Source organism: Achromobacter pestifer (assembly GCF_902859625.1).
GTDB lineage: Bacteria > Pseudomonadota > Gammaproteobacteria > Burkholderiales > Burkholderiaceae_B > Achromobacter > Achromobacter pestifer.
Map to the genome: position 1 here is coordinate 158,421 of NZ_CADIJX010000001.1, position 24,734 is coordinate 183,154.

The 24,734-nt window shown below is 66.1% G+C and carries 21 protein-coding genes; 10 read left to right on the forward strand and 11 right to left on the reverse strand.

Annotated elements, in window-relative coordinates; genetic code table 11:
- Positions 1-9: 9 nt before the first annotated feature.
- Positions 10-2,133: a 3-hydroxyacyl-CoA dehydrogenase NAD-binding domain-containing protein gene (locus HV753_RS00685; RefSeq protein WP_175172499.1), complete on the reverse strand. Its 2,124-nt coding sequence runs from the start codon at positions 2,131-2,133 to the stop codon at positions 10-12.
- Positions 2,134-2,298: 165 nt separating this feature from the next.
- On the opposite strand from HV753_RS00685, the gene HV753_RS00690 reads away from it, so the two are divergent.
- On the forward strand, positions 2,299-3,228 hold the full coding sequence (locus HV753_RS00690; protein ID WP_175172500.1) for a LysR family transcriptional regulator: 930 nt from the start codon (positions 2,299-2,301) through the stop codon (positions 3,226-3,228).
- 30 nt (positions 3,229-3,258) lie between these two features.
- On the opposite strand, the gene eno is transcribed toward HV753_RS00690, so the two are convergent.
- Positions 3,259-4,539: a phosphopyruvate hydratase gene (eno, locus tag HV753_RS00695; RefSeq protein ID WP_175172501.1), complete on the reverse strand. Its 1,281-nt coding sequence runs from the start codon at positions 4,537-4,539 to the stop codon at positions 3,259-3,261.
- Positions 4,540-4,717: 178 nt separating this feature from the next.
- Between eno and HV753_RS00700 the strand changes: the two genes are divergently transcribed.
- The 3 genes from HV753_RS00700 (at position 4,718) to sodC (ending at position 7,640) form a co-directional block, all read left to right on the forward strand.
- The gene (locus tag HV753_RS00700; protein WP_175172502.1) at positions 4,718-5,587 is read left to right on the forward strand and encodes a LysR substrate-binding domain-containing protein; all 870 of its coding nucleotides are present in this window, start codon (positions 4,718-4,720) and stop codon (positions 5,585-5,587) included.
- A gap of 63 nt (positions 5,588-5,650) precedes the next feature.
- Complete coding sequence (locus tag HV753_RS00705) at positions 5,651-6,967, forward strand: DUF445 domain-containing protein (protein ID WP_175172503.1); 1,317 nt, start codon at positions 5,651-5,653, stop codon at positions 6,965-6,967.
- Between the two features lie 148 nt (positions 6,968-7,115).
- Entirely contained in the window at positions 7,116-7,640 is a 525-nt protein-coding gene (sodC, locus tag HV753_RS00710) for a superoxide dismutase family protein (protein WP_175172504.1), read from the forward strand.
- 36 nt (positions 7,641-7,676) lie between these two features.
- On the opposite strand, the gene HV753_RS00715 is transcribed toward sodC, so the two are convergent.
- From HV753_RS00715 to HV753_RS00750, 8 genes are all read right to left on the reverse strand, one after another.
- Complete coding sequence (locus HV753_RS00715) at positions 7,677-8,300, reverse strand: glutathione S-transferase family protein (RefSeq protein ID WP_175172505.1); 624 nt, start codon at positions 8,298-8,300, stop codon at positions 7,677-7,679.
- A 137-nt stretch (positions 8,301-8,437) separates the two neighbouring features.
- A complete protein-coding gene (locus tag HV753_RS00720; protein WP_175172506.1) occupies positions 8,438-9,658 on the reverse strand; it encodes an MFS transporter in 1,221 nt (406 codons plus the stop codon).
- Between the two features lie 102 nt (positions 9,659-9,760).
- A complete protein-coding gene (gene map, locus HV753_RS00725) occupies positions 9,761-10,552 on the reverse strand; it encodes a type I methionyl aminopeptidase (RefSeq protein WP_175172507.1) in 792 nt (263 codons plus the stop codon).
- Positions 10,553-10,798 (reverse strand): ParD-like family protein, encoded by a 246-nt coding sequence (locus tag HV753_RS00730; protein WP_175172508.1) that lies wholly within the window; start codon positions 10,796-10,798, stop codon positions 10,553-10,555.
- Between the two features lie 115 nt (positions 10,799-10,913).
- Positions 10,914-11,561, reverse strand: a complete 648-nt coding sequence (locus tag HV753_RS00735) for a DUF2894 domain-containing protein (protein WP_175172509.1) — start codon at positions 11,559-11,561, stop codon at positions 10,914-10,916.
- Complete coding sequence (locus tag HV753_RS00740; protein WP_175172510.1) at positions 11,551-12,201, reverse strand: OmpA family protein; 651 nt, start codon at positions 12,199-12,201, stop codon at positions 11,551-11,553. The genes HV753_RS00735 and HV753_RS00740 overlap by 11 nt, the downstream gene beginning before the upstream one ends.
- Positions 12,198-15,887 carry a DUF802 domain-containing protein gene (locus tag HV753_RS00745; protein WP_175172511.1) on the reverse strand — a complete coding sequence of 1,230 codons (3,690 nt, stop codon included), beginning with the start codon at positions 15,885-15,887 and terminating at the stop codon, positions 12,198-12,200. Before HV753_RS00745 ends, HV753_RS00740 begins: the two co-directional genes overlap by 4 nt.
- A gap of 10 nt (positions 15,888-15,897) precedes the next feature.
- Positions 15,898-16,707, reverse strand: a complete 810-nt coding sequence (locus HV753_RS00750) for a DUF3348 domain-containing protein (RefSeq protein WP_175172512.1) — start codon at positions 16,705-16,707, stop codon at positions 15,898-15,900.
- A 186-nt stretch (positions 16,708-16,893) separates the two neighbouring features.
- Here HV753_RS00750 and HV753_RS00755 point away from each other — a divergent pair, with 186 nt between their 5' ends.
- The 4 genes from HV753_RS00755 (at position 16,894) to HV753_RS00770 (ending at position 20,086) form a co-directional block, all read left to right on the forward strand.
- Positions 16,894-18,123 carry a helix-turn-helix domain-containing protein gene (locus HV753_RS00755; RefSeq protein ID WP_175172513.1) on the forward strand — a complete coding sequence of 410 codons (1,230 nt, stop codon included), beginning with the start codon at positions 16,894-16,896 and terminating at the stop codon, positions 18,121-18,123.
- Between the two features lie 31 nt (positions 18,124-18,154).
- Positions 18,155-18,787, forward strand: coding sequence for a Vgb family protein (locus HV753_RS00760; RefSeq protein ID WP_175172514.1), 633 nt, complete (start codon positions 18,155-18,157; stop codon positions 18,785-18,787).
- A gap of 45 nt (positions 18,788-18,832) precedes the next feature.
- A complete protein-coding gene (locus tag HV753_RS00765) occupies positions 18,833-19,204 on the forward strand; it encodes a hypothetical protein (protein WP_175172515.1) in 372 nt (123 codons plus the stop codon).
- A gap of 195 nt (positions 19,205-19,399) precedes the next feature.
- Entirely contained in the window at positions 19,400-20,086 is a 687-nt protein-coding gene (locus HV753_RS00770) for a dienelactone hydrolase family protein (RefSeq protein ID WP_175172516.1), read from the forward strand.
- Here the strand turns inward: HV753_RS00770 and HV753_RS00775 are convergent.
- Positions 20,076-21,785: an NAD(P)H dependent flavin oxidoreductase family protein gene (locus tag HV753_RS00775; protein WP_175172517.1), complete on the reverse strand. Its 1,710-nt coding sequence runs from the start codon at positions 21,783-21,785 to the stop codon at positions 20,076-20,078. The two genes, HV753_RS00770 and HV753_RS00775, sit on opposite strands and share 11 nt — an antisense overlap.
- Positions 21,786-21,874: 89 nt before the next feature.
- On the opposite strand from HV753_RS00775, the gene pdxR reads away from it, so the two are divergent.
- Together pdxR and HV753_RS00785 are read left to right on the forward strand one after the other, a co-directional pair.
- Positions 21,875-23,371, forward strand: a complete 1,497-nt coding sequence (pdxR, locus tag HV753_RS00780; protein ID WP_175172518.1) for a MocR-like pyridoxine biosynthesis transcription factor PdxR — start codon at positions 21,875-21,877, stop codon at positions 23,369-23,371.
- A 192-nt stretch (positions 23,372-23,563) separates the two neighbouring features.
- On the forward strand, positions 23,564-24,688 hold the full coding sequence (locus HV753_RS00785) for a TRAP transporter substrate-binding protein (RefSeq protein WP_175172519.1): 1,125 nt from the start codon (positions 23,564-23,566) through the stop codon (positions 24,686-24,688).
- Positions 24,689-24,734 lie beyond the last annotated feature (46 nt).

Consider the following 24,734-nt stretch of genomic DNA (forward strand, 5'->3'; position numbering starts at 1 on the left):
CGCAGCGGGTCAGGCTGCCTGGTTCAGGCTGGCGAAGTCGCGGCCGGATTCGGCCAGTTGCACGAGCAGCGGCGAGGGCTTCCAGAATGCGGCGTCTTCCTTGGCATAACCACGGATATCGGCCAGCACGCGGTCCAGCCCGACGCTATCGGCGTAGTGCATGGGGCCGCCGCGATAACGCGGGAAGCCGTAGCCCGACAGGAACACCACGTCCACGTCGGACGGGCGCAGCGCAATGCCCTCGTGCAGCACGTTGGCGGCTTCGTTGATCATGGCGGCCAGATAGCGGCGCTGGATGTCTTCGTGCGTGAAGGGGCGCGGCGCGACGCCTGCGCGCTGGCGCTCGGCGTCGATGATGGCCAGCACTTCCGGGTCGGGGGTGCCTTGGCGCGCGCCGTCGGGATACAGGTAGAAGCCACGGCCCGTCTTCTGGCCGAACCAGCCGCGTTCGCACAGGCGGTCGGGAATCTGCACGTAGCGCAACGCCGGGTCGCGCGTGGCGGCGCGGCGCTTGCGCGTGGCCCAGCCGATATCGCCGCCGGCCAGATCCGCCATCTGGTAAGGCCCCATCGGATAGCCGAACTCGCGCACGGCGGCGTCGATGTCATAGGGCGAAGCGCCGTCTTCCATCATCATGTCCGCCGCCTGGCGATGGACGGCCAGGATGCGGTTGCCGATGAATCCATCGCACACGCCAGCGCGCACCGCCGTCTTGCGCAGCCGCCGCGCCAGTTCAAAACCGGTGGCGACCGTTTCCGGGGCGGTGTGGTTGCCCACCACCACTTCCAGCAGTTTCATGATGTTGGCGGGCGAGAAAAAGTGCAGGCCCAGCACATCGGCGGGTCCGCGCGTGGCGGAAGCAATGCGGTTCACGTCCAGATAGGAGGTGTTCGTGGCCAGCACGGCGCCCGGCTTGGCCACGCGGTCCAACTGCGCGAATACGGCCAGCTTGACGTCCATGTCCTCGAACACGGCCTCGATGATCAGGTCGGCGTCGTCCAGCGCGTCATAGGTGGTGGCGCCGGTAAAGCGCGCCATCCGGCCGTCGCGTTCGTCAACGGTGATCCGGCCTTTCTTGACCAGCAGGTCGTACACCTGCGCCACGCGCGCCCGGCCGCGCTCCAGCGCGGCGTCGTCTTGTTCGACCATCACGACCGGCAGGCCGGCATCCAGCACCGACACGGCAATGCCCGCGCCCATGGTGCCCCCGCCCACCACGCCGATCTTCTCCAGCCGGCGGGGCCGTGCCTCTTTCAGTTCCGGAATCTTGGTGGTTTCGCGCTCTGCGAAAAAGGCGTGCACCAGGCCAGCCCGCTGCGGGCTGTCCAGGCATTGCAGGAACAGGGCGCGTTCGGTGCGCAGGCCTTCGTCAAAAGGTTGTTCGATGGCCGCGCGCACGGCTTCGACGATCTTCGCGGGCGAATACAGACCGCGCAAGGTCTTGGCGACCTGTGCGCCGGCTGCCGCGGCTTCCGCCAAGGCGGCGGCTTTGTCGGCCAGCGCGGCGGTGGCATCGCGACTGCGACGCGGGCCGGCGCCTTGCGCCAGCAACTGGCGGGTATAGGCCAGCCCGGCGGTCAGCGCATCATCGCCTTCGGCGATGGCATCGACCAGTCCGGCCTTCAACGCGGCATCGGCGGACAGGTGCTTGCCCGACAGCATCAGATCCAGCGCCGCGCGGGCGCCGATCAGGCGGGGCGTGCGCTGCGTGCCGCCGGCGCCGGGCAGCAGGCCCAGATTCACTTCCGGCAACCCCAGCTTGGCGCTGGCCAAGGCCACGCGGTAGTGGGCGGCCAGCGCCACTTCCAAACCACCGCCCAAGGCCGCGCCATGCAGCACGGCCACGACCGGCTTGCTGCTGGCTTCGATCTGGTTGCACACGTCGGGCAGGGCGGGCGGCTTGGGCGGCTTGCCGAATTCGCGGATGTCCGCGCCTGCGATGAAATTCTTGCCCGCGCCGACCATCAGGATGGCGCGCGTTTGCGGGTCGGATTGAGCGGCGTCGATGGCGGCCGCCAGATCGCGGCGCACGTCGGCGCTCAGCGCATTGACGGGAGGGTGATCTAGCGTGATGACCAGGATGTCTTCGTCGCGGCGTGCGTGAGCGCCGCCGGCAGGGCTCTTGTCGGTCATGGGACCTTGTCTCCAGTTGGGCGTCCGCCTTGGGCGGCGCCTGGCGGGCCAGGAACGGCTCGTCTCTTATTTCTTTATTCTTTCCTAGTAAAGATGTCTTGACAATGGCATCCAGAATTGACACGGCGGTCAATAAAATTTGACAATGGCCGTGGAGGAGCCCAAATGGACACCAAATCCCTGACATTGCTGGTTGAAATCCTGGACGCCGGCAATCTAAGCGAGGCCGCGCGCCGCTTGAAGATGACGCGCGCCAACGTCAGCTATCACCTGAATCAGCTGGAGCGTTCGGTGGGCATGCAGTTGGTGCGGCGGACGACCCGCCGCGTCGAGGCCACCGAGATCGGGCTGAAGCTGTATCAGCATGGCCGTAGCATTCAGGATGAACTGGTGGCAGCCCGCGAGTCCGTTGAGACGTTGGGTAAAACGCCCCAGGGCAAGGTCCGCCTGAGCGTGCCCAGCGGTTATGGGCAGTTTGTGATGACGCCGTGGCTGCTGGAGTTCAAGCAGACCTATCCGGACATCGTGCTGGACGTGCTGTTTGAAAACAGCGTGGACGACTTGCTTCGTGACGAAGTGGACATCGCCGTGCGCATCATGTCCGAACCGCCGCAGAACCTGGTGGCGCGCGAACTGGGCCAGGTTCGCTACATGGCCTGCGCGTCCAAGGCTTATGCCGACGCGCGCGGCTTGCCGCAGCGCCCCGAAGACCTGGCGGGCACGCCCGTCATCAGTGCCGCCGTCATTGGCCGGCCGTTGCGGCTGTCGGCCTACTATGGGGGGCAGCCGCGCCAGCACGTGGTGCTGGAACCCACTGTGATCTCGCGCAATTACGCCTTCCTGCGGGATGCGATTCGCGCGGGTCTTGGGGTGGGCGTCGTGCCGGACTACGTGGTGCACGACGACATCGCCCGAGGCGACCTGTTGGCCGCCTTGACCGATTGGCGCTTGAGCATCTTCGGCCGGGGCATGTACATGCTGTACATGCCGAACCGCCACCATCCGCGCGCGATCTCCATGCTGATCGAATTCATCCTGGAGCGGGCGCAACGCGGCCATGAGGGTCAGGCGGGCCTGCTGGCGGTGGCGGGCTGAAAAATCCGGCCGCCGCCCGCACGGCCCCGCTCAGCCCCGGCGCACCAAGGCGGTGGCGCCCGCATAGACTGCCGCGCCACCCAGATCCCGTTCGATGCGCAGCAGCTGGTTGTACTTGGCGGTGCGGTCGGCGCGCGACAGCGATCCGGTCTTGATCATGCCGCAGTTGGCGGCCACGGCCAGGTCGGCAATGCTGGTGTCTTCCGTTTCGCCAGACCGGTGCGACATGACGACGCCGTAGGCTGCGCCGCGCGCCATCCGCAGCACATGCAGCGTTTCGCTCAAGGTGCCAATCTGGTTGACCTTGACCAGGATGGCGTTGGCGATGCCGGCGTCGATGCCGGCGGCAAACAACGCCGGGTTGGTGCAGAACACGTCATCGCCCACCAATTGGCAGGCGGCGCCCAGTCGCGCGCCCAATGCCTGCCAGCCCGCATGATCGTCTTCCGCCATGCCGTCCTCGATGGACACGATGGGGTAGGCCTGCGCCAGCTCAGCCAGATAGTCCACTTGTTGACCGGCGCTGCGCAGCAGATCTTCCCCTTGGTAGCGATAGCCCTTGGCCGAATGGAATTCGCTGGCGGCGGGGTCGATCGCCAGCGCGATATCCGTGCCTGGGCGCAGGCCGGCTTGTTCGATGGCGGCCATGATGAAGTCCAGGGCTTCCGGGGCGGTGCGCAGTGCTGGGGCAAAGCCGCCTTCGTCGCCCACATTGACACTATGGCCCGCGGCCCGAAGCGCGTCGCGCAAGGTATGGAAGACTTCGGCGCCCATGCGGATCGCTTCGGTGAAGCTGCTGGCCCCCGTCGGCAGGATCATGAATTCCTGGAAATCCAAGGGGTTGTCGGCGTGCGCGCCGCCATTGATGATGTTGATCAAGGGAACGGGCAGCACCTGCGCCTGCACGCCGCCCAGGTGGCGCCATAGCGGCAGCCCGCTGCTGGCCGCCGCCGCATGCGCCACCGCCAGCGAGACGCCCAGCAGCGCGTTGGCACCCAGCCGGCGTTTGTCGGGCGTTCCGTCCAGTTCAATCATGGTCTGGTCGATGTCGGCTTGCTGCGCTGCATTCGCGCCCAGCAGGGCGTCGCGCAGTTCGGTGTTCACGGCGCGCACCGCGTCCAGCACGCCACGGCCAAGATAGCGGCGCGCATCGCCGTCGCGCCGTTCCAACGCCTCGTGGCGGCCGGTGGACGCGCCCGATGGCACCAAGGCGTGGCCTTGTGCGCCATCGGCCAGACGGACCCGCACCTCGACGGTGGGGTTGCCGCGGCTATCCAGCGCTTCGTGTGCGTCGATGTCGATAATCGTCATGAAGAAGACTCCTGATTGTCAGATAATTGAAACTTCGTGGAAGGGAAAGGCGTCGCGACGGCACGCTGCTGGGAATCGACTGTCGTCGCTGATTTCTCGTCATCCTAGGAAATCTGGCCATCCCGGAAAATGCAGTTTTTCTATTCATGCGTCAGTTTTTCTGACCTAAGGAACCGCCGTGCGCCAGTTGCCGCCGCTATCCGCCGTCCGCGCGTTTGAAGCCATCGCCCGCACGGGCTCGGTCACTCGTGCAGCCGAAGAGCTGTGCCGTAGCCATGGCGCGGTCAGCCGGCACTTGAAGCTGCTGCAAGCGCACGCGGGCGTGCCGCTGTTTGACAAGGAGGGCACGGGGCTGAAGCTGACGCAGGCGGGTGCGACGTTCTACGCGGCGGTGCGGTCGTCGTTTGATCAGTTGGAGAATGCATATGAGCGGCTGGCCCGCGAGGCGCAGGGTCCGGGCCTGCATGTGGCGTGCAGCGCCACCTTTGCGATGCGATGGCTGGTGCCGCAATTGGCGGTGTTCTATCGCGACCATCCCGATATTCGCATCCGGCTGTCCATGACTTCGGCTCGCGAAATGCGCAACGAAGGGGCTGACTTGCTGTTGGCGTGGGATCTTTCCGGCTATACCGATGCTGATCAGCGGCGGGCGCTGATGCTGGCGCCGGTGCGGTTCGGCGCGGTTTGCACGCCAGACTATGCCCGCCGCAAACCGGCCGACCGCGTGCGGATCGCGCATGAGTACACGTCCAGCGCATGGAATCAATGGGAAGCGATCACAGGCGAACCCGTGGCCCAGGGCGGGCCGTTGGCGTTTCCGCATACGCATCTTTGCATCGAGGCCGCGTTGTCAGGGCTGGGCGTGGCGCTGGTGGAACGCCGCCTGATCACCCGCGAACTGCAAGACGGCGCGCTGACGGCGCCATTCGGGTTCGTGCCGTTCGCGGGGGGCTTGCGCGCCTTGCCCGCCACGGGCCGAGGCGGCTCGGCGCAGGCCGATGCCTTCGTTGCCTGGCTGCGGGCCGCGCTGGCGGTGTCCGCCGCGTAGCCAAAAGTCGTTGGCATGGCGCGGCCAGTTGGTATGCTGATGCATCGCTTTGCCGGAGTCTTCATGCCAGATACCTTGCAGTCCGCCACCCGCTCCGCGCTGGCGTCCGACGCGCGCCGCACGCAGTTGCGGCGCATGAAGATCGCTGCGCTGGCTTTGCTGGTGGCGATGGTCAGCGGCTTTATCACCAGCCACGCCATGGGCGGGCAGGGCGCATGGGCGTGGGTGCGGGCATTTTGCGAAGCGGCAACGGTGGGGGCATTGGCCGATTGGTTCGCCGTGGTGGCGCTGTTTCGCCGGCCGATGGGCCTGCCGATCCCGCACACCGCCATCATCCCCAGCAACAAGGACCGCATCGGCGACAACCTGGCCGTCTTCGTCCGCGACCACTTCCTGGACCCCGACACCCTGATGGAAAAGCTGCGGGTATTCGACCCCGCCGCGCGCCTGTCCCGCTGGCTGATCCGGCCGCGTCAGGCCCATGCCTTGAGCGACGGCGCGCGCCGGGTCGCCTTGCAGACGCTGGACTTGCTGGACGACCAGGCGGTGCGCGGCGTGATCCAGGAATTCGTGGTGAAGAACCTGCGGCGCTGGGACGCGGCAGGAACGGTGGGTGAGATCCTGGGGCTATTGACGCGCGACGGGCGCCATCAGGAGCTGCTGGATGCGGCCATGGAGCGTTTGGGCGGCTATCTGGGGGAAGACGATGTGAAGGAACGCGCATCGGCCTTGCTGGTGAAGTTCGCCCGGAAGGAATGGCCGCGCATCATCGCTGCCGTGGACGTGATCAAGTCGGTGGACGGCATCGCGGACAATCTGGCCGACAGGCTGGCGTTGGCGCTGGTGCAGGAAGTGCGTGACGTGTTGTCCGAACCCGATCATCCGGTCAGGCGCGATTACGAGGCCTGGGTGCTGAACTACATCGAACGGCTGAAGACCGACCCGGCCTTGTCGGCGCAGGTCGAGGACCTGAAGCAGCGGGCCATCGACCATCCCAAGGTGCAGGAATACGTGCAGGGGCTGTGGGACGACATCCATGCGGCATTGCGGCGCGATCTGTCTGACGAGGATTCGGCGCTGGCGCGTCATCTGGAAGGCGCCTTGCTGGCGCTGGGCCGCAAGCTGGGCGAAGACCCGGGCTTGCGCGACGCCATCAACAACCATGTGCTGGGCAGCGCCCGCCGCCTGACCGGCCGCCTGCGCATCGGCGTCACGGAACATATTTCACGCACCGTGAAAAATTGGGACGAACGCCATCTGGTCGATGAATTGGAACTCAGCGTGGGGCGCGACCTGCAATACATCCGTTTCAACGGCACGCTGGTGGGCGGGTTGATCGGCGTGGCGCTGCACGCGCTGGTGCTGCTGGTCAATCGTTAACAAGCCTGATCGCTTGTATCAGGAACGAAGATTGCTGGCTCACCGGGCCGCGCCGGTGCTATTGTCATCTGCGCTCAGGGCCTGGGCAGGGCAGTTCGCGCCAGGTCGGGCATCCGCACTTCGCGTGCATGATTCCAGGAGGCACTTCATGAAGAAAATCTCGATGCTTGTGGCGGCGCTGGCACTGGCGGGCGCTTCGGGCGCCGCGGCGGCCGAAAACGTCACGATGTCATTCCTGACCGCCGACGGCATAGGCAAGAGCGCCGGCACGATTTCGCTGAAGGACACCAAGGGCGGCTTGCAGATCACGCCGAACCTGAAGGGCCTGCCTCCGGGTGAGCACGGCTTCCATGTGCACGAGAAGGGGTCGTGCATGCCGGGCATGGTCAACGGCCAGCCGGCGCCCGGTGGCGCGGCTGGCGGCCACCTGGATCCTCACGGCACCAAGGCGCACAAGGGGCCGATGGCGACCGATGGCCACCAGGGCGATCTGCCCTTCATCGTGGTGGGCGCCGATGGCACTGCCAAGAAGGCCGTGGTGGCGCCGCACCTGAAGCTGGCCGACGTGAAGACGCACGCGGTGATGGTGCACGTGGGGGGCGACAACTACAGCGATACGCCCGCGCCGTTGGGTGGCGGAGGCGGCCGCCTGGTCTGCGGCGTCGTCAAGTAAGCGCCAGCATTGCACGGGCATGCTGCGGCGGCACGGTCAGGCCGTGCCGTTGCGGCCGTGCAGCCGAAAGCCTTCGCGGCCGGCAAGCCGGTCGTAGTAGGCGGCTACCGCGGGCAGGGCGGGTTTGTCGAAGGGCGTGGCGAACCACCGATTCACCGATAGCCCGACGGGAATGTCCGCCAGCGAAAATGCGTCGCCCGCGACATAAGCGTCCGTCAGCGCGAGGCGCTGTTCCAGTATGCCCATGAAGTGCGTCCAGCCCTGACAGGACGCCTGGATGCTGGCCGCGTCGCGATGTGCCGGCGATTGCCGCGCAAGCGCCATGAAGGCGTAGCTCCAGGACCGGTTCAGGTCGGTTGCCTGCCAATCCATCCATTGATCCACGCGCGCGCGCCGTTTTGGCTCGGCCGGATAGAGCCCTTGGCCGCCGTATTGCGCGGCCAGGTAGCGGATGATGCTGTTGGATTCCCACAGCACGAAGTCGCCATCCTGGATGACGGGCACCATGGCGTTGGGGTTCAGCGCCAGGAAACGCGGGTCGTCGGTGGCCTGAAAGCCCGCGCCCCATTCTTCACGGGTGTACGGCAGATTCAGTTCGTGGCAGGTCCAAAGCACCTTGCGCACGTTGATGGATGAGGCCTTGCCCAGAATGTTCAGCATCTTGCGGTGGGCCGGAAGGCCGGAGGAATAGCGCGTGGCGTGGGGATGCAGGCAGTCTAGCGGCCGGCCGAGCCGGCCGCCAGATACAGATTCGCGTTCCGGCGTGCGGAACAGCGTGGCTGGCGCCGGGTTGCCCTTCAGGCTCCCACCGCGTCGGGTTGACGGTCAAGCCGCAGCACGGGCGAGGCGAACAGCACCAGGAACTGCACCAGGAATCCGGCCGTGGAGACCCATAGGCAGGCATCCAGGCTGACGCGGGCCGCCAGCACCGCGCCGATCAGCGCACCGATGGGCCGGGCGCCGAACGTTGCCGTCAGGATCACGGCGGACACGCGCCCCAGCAGCGCATTGGGCGTGATGGCCTGGCGCAGCGTGGTCGTGGTGATGGTCCAAAGGATGGGGCCGGCGCCGAACAGGAAGAAGCCAACCCCCGCCCAGATGCCCGAGGGCCATGCGAGCGTCGACAGCAGGATGACGCTGGCAGCCAGTGCCGACAGCGGCCCCAGGGCGATCATCGCGCCAAAGGGCAGACGGCGTGCCAGCCAAGGCGCGGCCAGCGCGCCTGCCAGCATGCCGCCACCGTAGATGCCCAGCGTGATGCCCACGCCGGCGGCGGACAATCCCAGGCGTTCGATGGCGTAGACGACATACACGGCTTGCAGCACGAACCAGGCGGTATTGAAGAACACGGCGGTGATCAGCACGGGACGCAGTAGCGGATGCGTGACGACAAAGGCTGCGCCGGCGCGCAGTTCGGCCAGCACATGGCGGCGAACCGCCGGCTTGGGCGCATCAGGGGGCAGCCCCGCCAGCAGCACTGCGGCCAGAAGCGACAGCGTGGTGGCAATCACATAAGCCATGGACGCGCCCATCCAGCCGACCAGTGCGCCGCCCGCCGCAGGCCCTGCGGAAAATGCGCTGCTGCGTGCCAACTCCAGCCAGCGGTTGGCGGCGGCCAGATCCGTTGCCGGCACCAGCCTGGGCACCAGTGCCGGGGCCGCCACGTTATAGGCGACCGTGCCGACCGCGCCCAGGAATCCCAGCGCCGCCAGCCAGCCCAGCCCAAGCCCGCCCAGCCACAGCAGGGCCAGCAGGCCCAACAGACTGGCGGCCCGCACGCATTCCGCTGCGGTCATCAGGATCCGGCGCGACATCCGATCCGCCAGCACCCCGGCAGGCAGGGACAGCAGCAGGAACGGCAGCGTTTGCGCGGTTTGCAGGTAGCCCGTCTGCGCGGCCGTGGCGCCCAGCGCCAGCACGGCAACCAGTGGCGCCGCCGCCAAGGCCATTTGTTCAGAGAACTGGGCGGCCAGATTCGAGGCGGCCAGGCGGCGGAAGGCAGAGGGCAGGGCAGGCATGGTCGACGCCATCAGGCGCTGGAAACGACAAGGGCACGATCATGATCGTGCCCTTGCGGGTTCGCACTCCGGTCCTTGCGGCCCCGGGGCGTATTCAGGCCATCAGGGGATCGACGGGTAATCGCCGTAGCCGTCCGGCCAGGGCGTCAGCACCTCATACCCCGTTTCGGTCACGACAACCATGTGTTCCCATTGCGCCGACAGCGAACGGTCTTTGGTGACCACCGTCCAGCCATCCGGCATTTGCTTGGTTGCCGGTTTACCGGCATTGATCATGGGTTCAATCGTGAACATCATGCCGGGTTGCAGCACCATGCCCTCGCCGGGACGGCCGTAGTGCAGCACTTGCGGGTCGTCGTGGTAGATCTGGCCGATGCCGTGGCCACAGTATTCGCGCACGATGCTGAAATGTTCACGGTGCGCGACGGTCTGGATGGCATGGCCGATGTCGCCCAGGGTGGCGCCGGGCTTGACTGCCATGATGCCTGCGCGGGTGGCTTCGTAGGTGGTGTTGACCAGGCGGCGGGCCAGCGGGCTGGGCTGCCCCACGTAGTACATGCGGCTGGTGTCGCCAAACCAGCCGTCCTTGATGACGGCCACGTCGATGTTCAGGATGTCGCCGTTCTTCAGTACCTTGGCCGACGGAATGCCATGGCAGATCACATGGTTGACCGACGCGCAGATGGTCTTCGGAAAGCCGTGATACCCCACGTTCGCGGGAATCGCCTTCAGCACGTTCACGATGTACTCGTTGCAGATGCGGTCCAGATCATCGGTGGTGACGCCTGCGCGCACGTGTTCGCCGATCATGTGCAGCACTTCCGCCGCCATCGCGCCGGCCTTGCGGGCCATTTCGATATCGGCGGCGGACTTGATGGAAACCTTCTTCGCCATTTACGCGGCCTCCTGCTGGGCACCGTCCGGTAAGCGCCGGGACAGGGACGCGATGGTGAAGCCTTCGCTTTGTTCAATGCGGATCAGCAATTGGCAGATGTCCGCGTGGCGCAATTCGGGATAGAGCTCGGACAGCATGCCGATGCGCATCCAGTGTTCGGCCTGGGAATTGATCGAGCGGCTGAGGGCGCCGCTGGCGACGCGCAGATTCTCATGCATCTGCTCGGAGATTTTGACGAGACCCATGGTGCAGGTGATCCATATATGGTTTGTATATGAAACGTATGGTACTGCGGTCAAAGGGGTTGCGCAAATCGTCGCGGCTTATGTCCGGCTATACCGGAGATTCGTGGTGGGCTGATCAGCGCGCTTTGGGGCGCGACGCTTTCTTCGGGGTTGCAGCCTTGGGCGCGGGCGCCGTGGCAATGTTGATTTGCTCCATCCACATCAGCGCGTCCGTGTACGACAGGAATTGCTGCAAATAGCCGGGCGACAGTTCGCGCATCAGGGACAGCGCGCGGTGCACCAGCTGGTTGGAATTGAGCGGGCCGGCGTTCTTGTGGACTTGCTCTTGGGATTGGCGCACCTGCCGGTCGGCGCTGACCCGCGACCAAACGCCTCGGAAATACTCCAGCATCTGCACGTCGGGGTAGGCTGCGCGCAGGCCCAAGGCGTCGCGGGTCCAGGCGGGGGCGCCATCGGGCGCGTCCGGGTGGGCCAGGTAATCGATCAGGGCGGCCAACGCGCCGGGGGCGATTTCGTCGGCGCTGTTGGCTTCGTCCGCGACGGCGGGGCGGGTATCCAGCGCGGCTTCGTATGCGCGCAGCAGCCCAGCCAGCTTGTCATCCAGCAATTGACGGGCTGGGCCCTCCAGCCCGGCAGTTCGCCGCGCCATCGCGTCCAGGAAGCGGAAGCGCACCGGGTCGGCGCGGTCGGCTCCGCTGTCGCGCCAGGCGTCCAGCGTGGCTTGCGCGTCCCAGGCGCCGACGTGGCTGCCGTCACTGCCCATGCGGTTTTTCCGGCTCGTTGGAGGGCTTGGGAATCGGCGTGATCTCCACGCGGCGGTTCTTGGCGCGGCCGGCTTCGTCGGCGTTGGACGCCACGGGTTGTTCCGAGCCGAAGGCAGCCGCGAACACGGAAGGCGAGGGCACGCCTTCGTCGATCAACGCGCGAGTGACCGTCAAGGCGCGCTGCGCCGACAGATCCCAGTTGTCCGCAAAGCGGCGGTTGCCTTCCCGCACTTGCTGGTCATCGGTATAGCCGCTGACCATCAGGATTTCATCGTGCGTCTTCAGATACGCGGACAGGGGCTCGATCAGGCTTTTCAGGACTTCGCGGCCTTCGGGCTGCAATTGGTCGGAGTTCAGCGCGAACAGCACGCTGCCGCTGATGCCGATGCGGCCGTTGATCAGCGTGACGCGGCCTGCCGCCAGCGGACCCGCCAACGCCTGCTCCAGCGTTTCGCGCCGCTGCGTTTCTTCCTGTCGTTGCTTGACCTCTTCTTCCAGTTGAGTCGACAGTTGCAGTTGCACGCCGATCACGCTGACCAGGATCAGCACGAAGGCGCCCAGCAGTACCGACATCAAGTCGCCGAAGACGGCCCAGACCGGCGCGGTCGCCTCTACGCCGCCGTCGATGTCGTCGCTCATGCGGCTTCCGCTCCGGCGGTGGCGCGCTGGATGGCCAGCTGTTGCAGGTTTTCGATGATCTGCTTCTGCGACATCAGGCTCAGGTCAACCACTTCCCGGGCCTGCGCCACGTAGTAGGACAACTGCTCATCACCGCGTGCGATGGACTTGTCCAGCGCGGCTTCGATGCGTTGCAGATGGGCCACCAGCTTGTCATTGAAATCGCCGAACAGCTGAACCGCAGCGCCGAAGGATTCGCCCAGGCTGGCGACTTCCACGGCGCTGCTGGTCATTTGCGCGGCGACGTCGGTCAGCTTGCCGGTTTCGGCTTCTACGCGGTCGGTGAACTGCGTGCCCACGCGCTCCAGCAATTCGGCCGACGAGGCCACCAGCGCGTCTACGGCGGTGCGTTGCTCGGCGGCGGTGTGGTTGACGGCGTTCAAGAGCGTGTCCAAGGTGCCCAGCAAGCGGCTGCGTTCTTCCAGCATGTCGTTGTCGCGCACCATGCTGTCGGACAGCTTCTGGCGCAGTTCGCCGATGACCTCGGCGGCGGCCTTCGGCGCTTCCGAGGCGGCTTGCACCAGACGGCCGATTTCGGCGATGGTGTCACTGGCATGTGCCTGCGTTTGCGTGGTGATGTCGTTGGCCGTCTGGGCCAGCGTGTCGCAGATCTGTTGCTGCTGGCTGGCGGTGGCGGCGCCGGCCTGTTGCCATTCCTGGCGCAGCGCGTCGGCCATGCCGGCAAGCTGGGTGGTCCAGGCGGCCAGGCGTTCGTCGTCCTGTGACGCCAGGGTCGTTTGCAGGTCGGCGTGTGATTGATCCAGCGTCCGCAGGAGCGACGCCGCATGTTGCTCGAATGCGGCTGCGGCGGTTTCCAGCGCCTGCCGGTTGCCGGCGGCCAGCTGTTCGCCGACTTGCTCCTGGCGGGATTGCGCGTCGGTCCAGGCCTGCGTGACGTGGCTTGCGGCCGCTTCCAGGCGTGCCGACACGTTTTCCAGCGCGCTGGCTTGCGCCACGGTCTGGGCGGTGACATCGCGCGTGGCCTGGGCCAACGTGTTGCTGATGGCCTGTTGACGGTCGGCGGCCTGAACGCCCGCCAGTTCCCATTCCTGCCCCAGCGCATCGGCCATCGCGGCCAATTTTGCAGTCCAGGCGGCCAAGCGTGTTTCGTCTTTCGCGGCCAGCGCGGCTTGCAGGTCTGCCTGCGACTGGTCCAGCGTGTGCAACAACGCGGCCGAGTGTTGCTCGAACGCAGCGGCCGCGGTGGTCAGGGCTTGCTGATTGTCGGCGGCCAGTTTTTCGCCAACCTGTTCCTGGCGAGCTTGCGCGTCGGTCCAGGCTTGCGTGACTTCGCGTGCGGCCGTCTCCAGACGGGCCGCGACGCTGTCCAGCAAGCGGGCTTGCGCGTCGGTCTGGGCGGTGACGTCACGGGTGGTCAAGGCCAGCGTGTCGCTGATTTCTTGTTGGCGGGTCACGGTGTGATCGCCCGCGGCCTTCCATTCCTGGCCCAGCGTGGCGGCCATCGCGGCAAGCGTGCCGGTCCAGGCGGTCAGGCGTTCGTGGTCCTTGGCGGCCAGTGCGGCATGCAGATCCGCGTGCGATTGCTCCAGGGTGTGCAGCAGCGCGGCCGAGTGCTGCTCGAAGGCAGCGGCCGCGGTCGTCAAGGCTTGTTGATTGTCGGCGGCCAGCTTTTCGCCGACCTGTTCCTGGCGAGCCTGAGCGTCGGTCCAGGCTTGCGTCACTTCGCGCGCGGCCGTCTCCAGACGGGCCGAGACGCTGTCCAGCAAGCGGGCTTGTGCTTCGGTCTGAGCGGCGACGTCACGGGTGGTCAAGGCCAGCGTATCGCTGATGGCTTGCTGGCGGGTCACGGTGTGATCGCCTGCGGCCTTCCATTCCTGGCCCAGCGCGGCGGCCATTGTGCCAAGCGTGCCGGTCCAGGCCGTCAGGCGTTCGTGGTCCTTGGCGGCCAGCGCGGCGTGCAGGTCCGCGTGCGATTGTTCCAGCGTGCGCAACAGCGCGGCCGAGTGCTGCTCGAAGGCGGCAGCGGCGGTGGTCAGCGCCTGCTGATTGTCCGCGGCCAGTTTTTCGCTGACCTCTTCCTGGCGGGACAGTGCGGCATTCCAGCGCTCGGACACACCATTCGCGGCGTTTTCCATGCGCGTCGACACGCCTTCCAGCAAGCTGGCTTGTGCCGCCGCCTGGGCGTTGATGTCGCGCACGGTCTGGGCCAGCGTGTCGCCGATGGCTTGTTGGCGGTCGGCGGCTTGCGCGCCGGCCTGCTGCCATTCCTGGCGCAAGGTGGCGCCCATGGCGCCCAGCGTTTCGGTCCACGCGGCCAGGCGTTGCTGGTCGCGCGATGCCAGATCGGATTGCAGCAGCGTGTGCGATTGGTTCAGCGTGCGCAGCAGCGACGCGGAGTGCTGTTCAAAGCTGGCGGCGGCCGCGGTCAAGGCTTGCAGGTTGTCGCCGGCCAGTTTTTCGCTTGCGCGCTCTTGCTGTGACAACGCGGAAGTCCAGGCATCGGACATATTGCCCGATGAGGCTTCCAGTCGTGCGGCCACGCCGTCCAGCAGGGCGGACGAACGTTGCTCAAAGGTTTCGGCAAATCGGTCCAGTGACGCGCGCAGATCCTGCGCCAGCGTTTCGCTGGTGCGTTGCTGGCCGGCCAGGGCCTGGTTCCAGATATCGGCCACGTTGGCGGTGGACGCCTGGAAGCCCGACGTCAGGCTGCTCAACTGTTGTTGCACGGCTTGCGTCACCGTGTCTTGCAGGCTGGCGGTTTCGCGCGACAGGCTGGCCATCGTGGCTTCCACCACGGGCTGCAAGGCCACGCCCGCCGAACGCGCGCTTTCCGCCACGCCGTCTTTCATGGACTGTTCCATCACGGACGCCAGCCGGGCGTAGGCCGCCTCGGCCTTGCCCTGGAACGCATCCTGGCTGGCCAACTGCCGGTCGTTAATGGACTGCGTCTGCTTCTCCATGTTTTGCATCATGGCTTGCAGGCGGTCCACCAGCGTGGGCATGGCGTCGGCTTGCCGCTGCATCACTTCAGCCTGCCGTTGCAGCAGCTTGAAGGATTCCTCGCGCTGATAGCTTTGCGAATAGACCCGCAGGGTCGTCGCGATCTTGGTGTCCAGCAGTTGCGCGGCCTGCACCCGTTCGCGGCGGCACAGCGCGGCCAGCAGGCCCAGCATGGCGGACGTGGCCACGCCAGCGATTGACGTGCCGAACGCGAAGCCCAGACCCTTGACCGGCGCGGCCAGCGATGCACGGATGGCGCCCAGGTCGGTCGCGCTTTCCAGCGCCATGCCCGTGCCGCGCAAGGTCACGACCATGCCCAGGAACGTGCCCAGCATGCCCAGCAACACCAGCAGACCGACGAGGTAGGGCGTGAGTGCCGGGCCGGGCAGGCCGACCCGTTCGCCTTCAACCCGCAGCCGCGCCGCATTGCGCAGGCTGGGATGCAACTGGTCCAGCCAGGAACCCAGGCTGGCTGGCGCCTCGGATAGGCCGCCGGCCGATCGCGTCAGGCTGGAGGTGGCTTGCTGATAGCGCAGCAACTCTAGCGTGCCGGCCAGGTAACAGACGCCAATCAGCAGCGTCACGGCCAGCGCCAGCGGGTTGGTGCCCGCATAGCCTGCGCCAATCCAGCCCACGACGGCCAGACCGGCCAGGAAAACCACGAAATTGATCAGATACTTGGACATAGTGTCCCGGTTAGCTGGCGCGAAGGGCGGCAAGCAGCCCTTCGACCGGTTGTAAACGAACATCCAATTCGGCTAGCAGGACGCTCCGCATATCCTTGCGGAACACGTCCAGCCATGCGCCGGGTGTAATCGGTGCGGCCGCGGGCGCCGGGGCAGGCGTCGCGGCGGTTGCGGACTCGGCATCCGCGTCTGCGTGGACTGGCGTATCGGCGTCGGCCGGGGCCAACGCTGCTGCCTCGGCCAGACGCAGACGGTCGAAATGCCCGCCAAGCAACTTCGGGATGGCGCCCAACAAGGCGCGTTCCTTCGGCAGCAGGGCGCGGTCCATGATGGCATCCACCACCGCCAGGCGCGTCATTTCGCCATTTCTGGCTGCGACCATGCCGCGCAGACGGCTGCGCAGATTGCCCACGCTGGTTTCCATCGTGTGCTGCAACGATAAATACCGCTGCCGGAAATTCGAGTAGTCGGCCTCGGCTTCCGCAACGGCCGCCGACTTCTTGGCCGGCGCCTGTCCTGGAACGAGCCGCTTGGCGACGGTCGCCGCCGTATCGCTGGCGATCGCGTCCGCCAATGTGGTCCGGACACGCACGCACTCGCGTTCCTCGGCACTGCTGAAGGTTCGCGCGCCGGGAGCAATCACGGGCGGACTGGTATTCAGGGCCGCGGATAGCGCGATCGCATCCGTCCAGCCGAGCCACTGGCTCAGATGGTCTGAAAGCGACTGCCTGGATTCCGGAACGTCGACATCCGTCAGGCGAGTCAGCAAGCGAATGAGCGTCGGGCCGCTTAAACCTGTGCGCTGTGGGGCTTGCAACATACCACCAGAGTCAAAAAGGGGGGAGTTTACACGCTGGCGGCAGGGGAAAGGGGGCAGGGGCGGGGCCGCCCGCATAAAAATGGGGCCGCATCATTGCGGGGGCGCAACAGTGTGACGGCGAATGGGGGTGGTAGATTAGTTTCCAGGGCCTTCCCCTCCCAGGAGCGACAGCGTGACGGCAGTCCCATGGATTTCATGATTTCAACCGCCTCGCGGGCGTTGGCGGCGGGTGATCCGCTTGGCGCGCTGAACGTCGTTGCGTTGCGCGAGGACGCACCGGCCTTGGCGTTGCGTGGCATCGCGATGGCGCAGTTGGGTGACTTCGTGCGGGCGAAATCGCTGCTGCGCCGTGCCGCGAACGCCTTCGGCGCCACCCATGCCATCGCTCGCGCCCGATGCGTGGTGGCCGAGGCCGAGGTGGCGCTGGCCTCGCGCGATCTGGCGTGGCCGGAAAAATCGTTGGCCAGCGCGCGCGCCACGTTGCACGCGCAGGGCGACACGGCCAATGCCGTGCATGCGGCTCACCTTCAGGCCCGCCGGCAATTGTTGACCAGCCGTCTGGAGGACGCCGACCAGTCACTGGCTGGCGTGGAGGTGGCGGGACTGCCGCCCGCGTCGCGCGCGATCCACGAATTGATCTTGGGCGGCATTGCGCTGCGCCGTGTGCAGGCCGAGGCCGCCAGCGCGGCATTGTCCCGCGCCAGGCAAGCGGCGCGGCAAGCGGCGATTCCGGCCCTGTTGGCGGAAGTGGACCATGCATTCCAGGCGCTGCAAGCCCCGGCCGGCCGCTTGATCGGGCAGGGCGGATCGCGCGACGTGTTGCTGGGCGAAGTGGAAGCGTTGTTGGCATCCCCGTCGTTGATCGTGGATGCGTGCCGCAATGTCTTGCGCCGCCAGGGCCAGACGGTGTCGCTGGCCAGTCGTCCCATCCTGTTCGCGCTGGCTCGGTTGTTGGCGCAGGCGTGGCCGCAAGAGGTGTCCCGTGAACGTTTGATTGCCGAGGTCTTCCGGACGGGCTTTCAGGACGATTCGCACCGGGTGAGACTACGGGTGGAAATCGGGCGGCTGCGCGCGGCGATGCGTCCGCTGGCAGGCGTCAGCGCCACGAAGCACGGTTTTGTCCTGAAGCCGGCCGACGCCGTGGAGGCCGTGGTGCTGGCCCGCCCCGTCGAGGTCGCCGACCGGGATCAGGCCGCGGTGCTTGCCTGTCTGGCCGACGGCCAGGCGTGGTCCAGTTCCGCCCTGGCGTTGGCGCTGGGCGCCAATCAGCGTTCGATGCAGCGGGCGCTGGATGCGTTGGCGGCGGCGGACCACGCGCAGCCGTTGGGGCATGGCCGCGCCCGCCGGTGGATGACGCCGCCGGTGCGGGGATTCACGACAAGCTTGTTACTCCCGGTGCTGTTGCCCGGTCAGTAGCATGAAGGCTCCTACTGAAAAGGATGCGACCATGAAACGAACCCAAGCCCAAATCCTCCGTGAATACGGCCCTTTCCCTGGTGTCGAGAAGGTGCACGGCGTCACCTATGACGGCAAGCAGGTCTGGTTTGCCGTGGGAGAAAAACTCGTCTCGCTGGACCCCGATAGCGGCGACACCGCACGCACGCTGGAGGTGCCCGCCAGCGCCGGCACGGCCTTCGACGGCAAGCACTTCTACCAGATTGCCGACGGGCGCATTCAGAAATTGGACCCCAAGAGCGGCAAGGTGCTGGCCACGATACCCGCGCCCGGGGGCGGTGGGGACTCAGGCATGGCCTGGGCCGACGGCGCCTTGTGGGTTGGCCAATATCAGCAGCGCAAGATCTATCAGGTCGACCCTGATACGGGACGTGTGCTGCGCACGATCGATTCCGACCGCTATGTCACCGGCGTCACCTGGGTGGAAGGCCAGCTTTGGCACGGCACCTGGGAGAACGATGCCAGTGAACTGCGCCGCCTGGAGCCCGAGACCGGCAAGGTCTTGGAAAGCATTGAGATGCCAGCGGGCGTCGGAGTGTCGGGCCTGGAGTCCGATGGCGCGGACTGCTTTTATTGCGGCGGCGGCAACAGCGGCAAGGTCCGGGCGGTGCGGCGCCCCGGGTAGAATCGGGCCAAGGAGCCGGATGTCGGCTCCACCATTGGGAAACGCATGAAGCTTGCTCCGCTAGGCATTTTGGGAATGGCCGTGATCGGCTTTGGCGCGCACGCCGAACCCCTCACCATTCCGACACCGGACGAGGCGCATGCCGCCGTGCTGACCTTGTTGGGTGATGACCTGCCGGGCATGAAGGGGTCTCAACTGGCCATCGGCACTTGCCTGCCTGCACCCAAGCCGTCGCACAAAGGGCGGGTGTCGTGCACCACCATGTTGCTGATGCCCGCAGGCACGTCGGAGGCGCCCATGGATTTCTATCAGGACGGCGGCAAGTGGGTGGCATCACCCCCGACGAACCTGGAATTGCCCTTTCCGGACCCCAAGCTAGCAGGCAAGCGCTGGGTGGAAGGCAAGGGCAAGCCGTAGCCGGCGGGAGCCGCCTGATGCTTACCCTGCCTCCGGCCCCGGCACTGTCTGCGTGGGTGCAAGGCTATTGGTTCATTGAGGATCTGGCCGGCATGCATGCGGGGCGGCCCATCCACACCAGTCCGATTCCGTTGGCGGTGCTGTCCGTCAACATGGGCCGGCCCAACGCGGCCGAAGACGGTTCACTGGTTCCGCATGTGTCGCTGTTGGGCTTGCAGTCGCGCGCCCGCCGATCTTTCCCCACGGTTGCCGTGTGTTGTGCTGGCGCACGATTGGAGCGGGCTGACCGAACCCACGATGCGTTTGGCCGAACGCTATGCCCGGCTGGGCTACGTCTGCTTCGCGCTGGATGCTTACGGCAAGGGCGTGCGCGGTGATCCGCTGGGTGATAACGCCGCGCTGATGGATCCGCTGATGCGGGACAGACGCTTGTTGCGCCAGCGCTTGCTGGCGGGGTTCGAAGCGGCAAGTGGATTCCCGGGCGTTGACCCGGCGCGGATGGCCGCCGTGGGATATTGCTTCGGCGGATTGTGCGCGTTGGATCTGGCGCGAGCCGCGCCACCGAACCTGTTGGCGGCGGTGAGTTTCCACGGCGCGCTGCAAGCGCCGGGCGCCGTCCCGCCACGCCGCATCGATGCCAGCGTGCTGTTGCTGCACGGCTGGGAAGATCCGGTCGCGCCGCCGGCCGACGTGTTGGCGATTGCCCGCGAATTGACCGACGCTGGCGCGGACTGGCAATTGCATGCCTACGGCCATGCCTTGCACGCCTTCACGTTTGACGGCGCGGTGTTTCCCGAGCGCGGCATCGTCTACGACCGCCGCGCCGATGTCCGTTCCTGGGCGGCCATGCGCGCGCATCTTGACGGGGTGTTCAGGCAGTAGGGGGGCGCAGCAGCACGTCCTCATAGAACGCGCCGATGGGCAGGTCCAGGTCGCGGACCTGAATTTCCAGCACCCAGATGCCATCGCCGGGAATGAAGTCGGCGTTGGCCAGCCGATGCTTTCCGTACAGCGCATGCGGAAAGTCCGACACCCGATGCCCGGCGATATCGTGCACCAGCGCACAGCCGTATTCGTGCGCATAGGTATCGGCCAGGTCATACAGCGCTTGCCCCGTCAGCCCATCCAGCCAGGCCAGCCGTGTGCGCCGGAAGACGTCGCGGGCAGCTTGCGCGCATCGCTGTTGGTCGGCGTCGGCGCCGGTCAGGAAGGTATCGCCATAATCGCCTTCGTAGCCGTCCCAGACCGGGCCGATATCGACGACGAAGATATCGTTGTCGCCCAGAAGGCGGCTCCGGTCGGTGGGTTGGACCGCCGGAGACTGCGAGTCGGCGCCGAATCGGACATAGGTGGGGTGCCAGTTGTGCGAGGCGCCCATGCTGCGCAAGTGTTGGTCGGCCAGAGCGATGGCGTCGCCGGTGGTGATGCCGGGCGTCATCAGGGCGGCAATCTCCCGCACGGCGTCCATCGAACGCCGGCGCGCTTGCAGGATGCCGTCCAGCGTGAAGCGTTCGCTGACGCGCTCCCACGGGTGCGGCGCGGGGGGCGGTGATGCAGGGCCTGCGCCAGCAGGGTCGGCCGGCAAGAAGGCCTCGGATTGGAATTGCCCTTCTGGCAGGCCAGCCGCGCGCAAGCGGGCTTGCGCCTGGCGAACCATCGCGCCGTTGCCGCAGGCGTAGACCCGGGTGCGGCTCCAGTCGTGGTTCGCGTCCGCGGCCACGTCCTGCACATAGTGGCCGCCGTTCGGCTGGGCGGGTGCGTCACCCGACACCACGGGATGCCAGCGGAAGATGCCATCCTTGCCTTGAAGCGCGTTCAACAGGCCGCTGGCATAGCAGTCCTGCGATTCCCGAGCGCCCCAGTAGAGGGTGACGCTTTGCACGCTGCGGCTGTCGATGGCGGCCATCAGAATGGGGAAGACGCCGGCGAACCCGGTGCCTGTTGCCAGCAGCACCAGGTGGTCTATTCCTTCGGGGCATGTCGCGGGCCAGATGCAGGCGCCATGCGGGCCATCCAGCGACAGGGCGTCGCCCGGCCTCAGCGCCGTTAGCAGGTGGTTCGTGAACGTGCCGGTGGGCGTGCGGCGGATGTGGAATTCCAACCGCTGCGGCCCCGTCGCGCGGGGCATGTTGGCAATCGAAAAGCAGCGGTGGCTGCCATCTTCCAGCAGCCATCGCACGTGCTGCCCTGGCTGATAGTCAAAAGCGTCGGCCCCCTGGACCTCGACGATCAGTTCGGTCACGTCCGCCGTCAACGGCCGCCGCGAGATCACACTGGCCAGCCGGCGTTGGGGCGCCTTGGCGGGTGCGTCCCAGTGCGTGAACCGCAGCGTCAGGTCGCTGGTGGCGCGGCATTGGCACATCAGCAATTCGTCTTCCGCTGGCACGTACGAGCGCTCGTTTGGCGGCGTGATGCGTGCGTAGTTCCCCTCCAGCACCTGTGCCCGGCAAGACCCGCACTCGCCTCGCTGACAGGTAAACGGAACGGGCGTGCCATCGGCCAGCGCGGCGTCCAGGATGGACGCCTCGCCGTCCGTGGCAAACACGCCAGAGGGCAGGGTGATGGTGTAGGACGGTGTCATGGCGGGTTCCAGGTGGCTGATGGGCGGCAAGCATCCGAAACGAAATCTACCGCTAGAATGGCTTATTCAATAGGGCCATATTGTTAATAATGAGCAAGCCACTTTCTGTTCGGAAAAAGCAGGAATCCAGTCTGGATCTGCCACAGGATTCCCCGCGTGCTGGCGAATCCAAGCAGTCCTGGGTGTATCGGCAGATTCAGGAACGGATCCTGAAAGGGGTATTGGCATCGGGCGCGCGCCTGCCTTCCACACGCAGCCTGTCGCAACGGTGGCATGTCTCGCGCTCGACGGTCGAGGCGGCCTATGACCAGTTGCGTGGTGAAGGCTATACGACGGGCGCCGTGGGGTCGGGGACTTACGTGTCGGCCGTCATCCCGGACAATTTCTTTCGCCGGGGCCTGCCGGGTGATGCCGGTTCCGGCGCTGTGTCTGGCCCGTCCACCCTGCGCGCGATGCCGTTGCCCCCCGCCAGGCTTGAACCGCTGTTCGCCGCTAGAACCGCCGACGCGGCGCTGTTCCCCATGGCAACCTGGCGCAAGGGCCTGATGGTCAGCGCGCAGCGCGTCACCCCCGACCAGTTGGCCAACGAGGAATCACAAGGCTGGCTGGCGCTGCGCGAGCAGATCGCGCGCTATCTGGGCGCGGCCCGTGGGATTTCCTGCGATGCGGATCAGGTCGTGATCCTGACCGGCATCCGTGACGGGCTGGACCTGAGCGCCCGCATCCTGCTGTCTCGGCAGGACAAAGTGCTGGTGGAGGATCCGGGGTATCTGAACGCCATGCCCTTGTTCAGCCAGTTCACGTCACGGGTGGTTCCCATTGCTATCGACGAACACGGCTTCTCGGTAGCCCGCGCCCGCCGGCAGCGCGGCGTGAAGCTGGTACATGTCACCCCCGCGCACCAATCGCCCACTGGCGTCACGATGCCGGTGTCGCGCCGACTGGAACTGTTGGCGTGGGCCGAGCAGGCGGACTGCTGGATCATCGAAGATGATTACGACAGCGAATTCAACTACGACAGCGCCCCGTTGGCAGCGCTGAAAAGCCTGGACACGGCGGATCGGGTCATCCACTGCGGCAGCTTCAACAAGACGATGTTCAACGCGCTGCGCATCGGCTACGCGGTGGTGCCGAAGCGATGGGTGGCGGCCTTCGCGCGGGCACGGCACACGACCGGGCGGTCCAACAGCATGATCGAGCAGATGACGCTGGCCGGCTTCCTGGAAGACGGCAGCTTTGCGCGCCACGTTCGCAAGGCCCGGGCCGTGTATGCGCAACGGCGCGATCTGGTGCTGGACCTGTTGGCGCAGGCGGCGGGCGGCGAAGCGTTGCGTGTCAGCGGGGACCAGGCCGGATTTCATCTGGTGTGGTGGCTGCCAGCGGGGGTGGACATCGCGGCCTTGCTGGACAAGGCGCGGGCAAAAGGACTGGCGTTGCAGTCGGTCGCGGACTATTGCCGGCGCGTCGTATTGCCACCGGGGCTGGTGATCGGCTACAGCGGGCAGGATGAGCCAGCGCTTCGGCGGCAGGGGGCGCTGCTGCGCGGATTGCTGGCGGACGCGCAGGCATTCCCGCCAATGCCGTAGTCCCTCTGTCTAGGGTAATTCCTGACAACAAGCTGATTGTCAGCGGATAGTCAGAAAGGTTTAATCAACAAAAAGTTGCAAAGCGGTCGCAGTCCCGGCACCGGGAAGCTCGCAGCAGGCGTTTCTCTCGTGTCCATGCAGGTGCAGTCACTACAAGCTGTTCCGTGTAGTCCACCAAGGAGACAACAAGCCATGCAACACGTCACCAAGCCCCGCCGTAAATTCATTTCCGGCGCTGCCGCCGCGGGCGCCGCCGCATTGGGATTCCCCGCCGTCACCCGCGCGCAGAACGCGCCCATTACCCTCAGATTTCAGAGCACCTGGCCCGCGAACGACATCTTCCACGAGTTCGCGCGCGATTACGCGCAGAAGGTCAACGACATGGCCAGTGGCCAGTTGAAGATAGAGGTCTTGCCGGCGGGGGCGGTCGTGAAAGCCTTCGACCTGCTGGACGCAGTGTCGGCCGGCACGTTGGACGGCGGCCATGGCGTGGTGGCCTATTGGTACGGCAAAAACACCGCCGTGGCGCTGTGGGGCTCGGGACCCTCCTTTGGCATGGACGCCAATATGCTGCTGGCCTGGCACGAGTACGGCGGTGGCAAGGAATTGCTGACGGAAATCCAGAAGGCGATGGGCGTGAACGTGGTGTCCTTGATGTACGGGCCGATGCCCACGCAACCCTTCGGTTGGTTCAAGCGCCCCGTGACCAAGGTCGAAGACGTGAAGGGCGTGAAGTTCCGCACCGTGGGGCTGGCCATCGACATGTACACGGCGATGGGGGCGGCAGTGAACGCCTTGCCTGGCGGCGAGATCGTGCCGGCGCTGGACCGCGGCCTGCTGGACGGGGCCGAGTTCAACAATGCGTCGTCGGATCTGGCGCTGGGCTTCCAGGACGTGTCGAAGATCTGCATGCTGCAAAGCTTCCACCAAAGCGCAGAGCAGTTCGAGGTGCTGTTCAACAAGGCGAAGTACGACTCCTTGCCCGCGCACTTGAAGCATGTGTTGAGTTATGCGGCCCAGGCCAGCAGCGCGGACATGTCCTGGAAATCGGCCAACCGTTATTCGCAAGATTACGTCAAATTGCAGAAGGACCACAACGTCAAGTTCTACAAGACGCCTGACGCGATCCTGCAAGCGCAGTTGAAGATCTGGGACGAGATGATCGCCAAGCGCTCGGCCGAAAACCCCTTGTTCAAGAAGGTGCTGGATTCGCAGCGGGCATTCGCTGAACGGGTGGGGCGCTGGCATGGAGACGTGTCGGTGAATTACCGGATGGCCTACAACCACTACTTCTCGCGCAGCGCCAAGCCGGCCTGACGCCTCTCTGCCTTGCCGGCCGCGCCGCTGGCTAGCCGTCCCAACT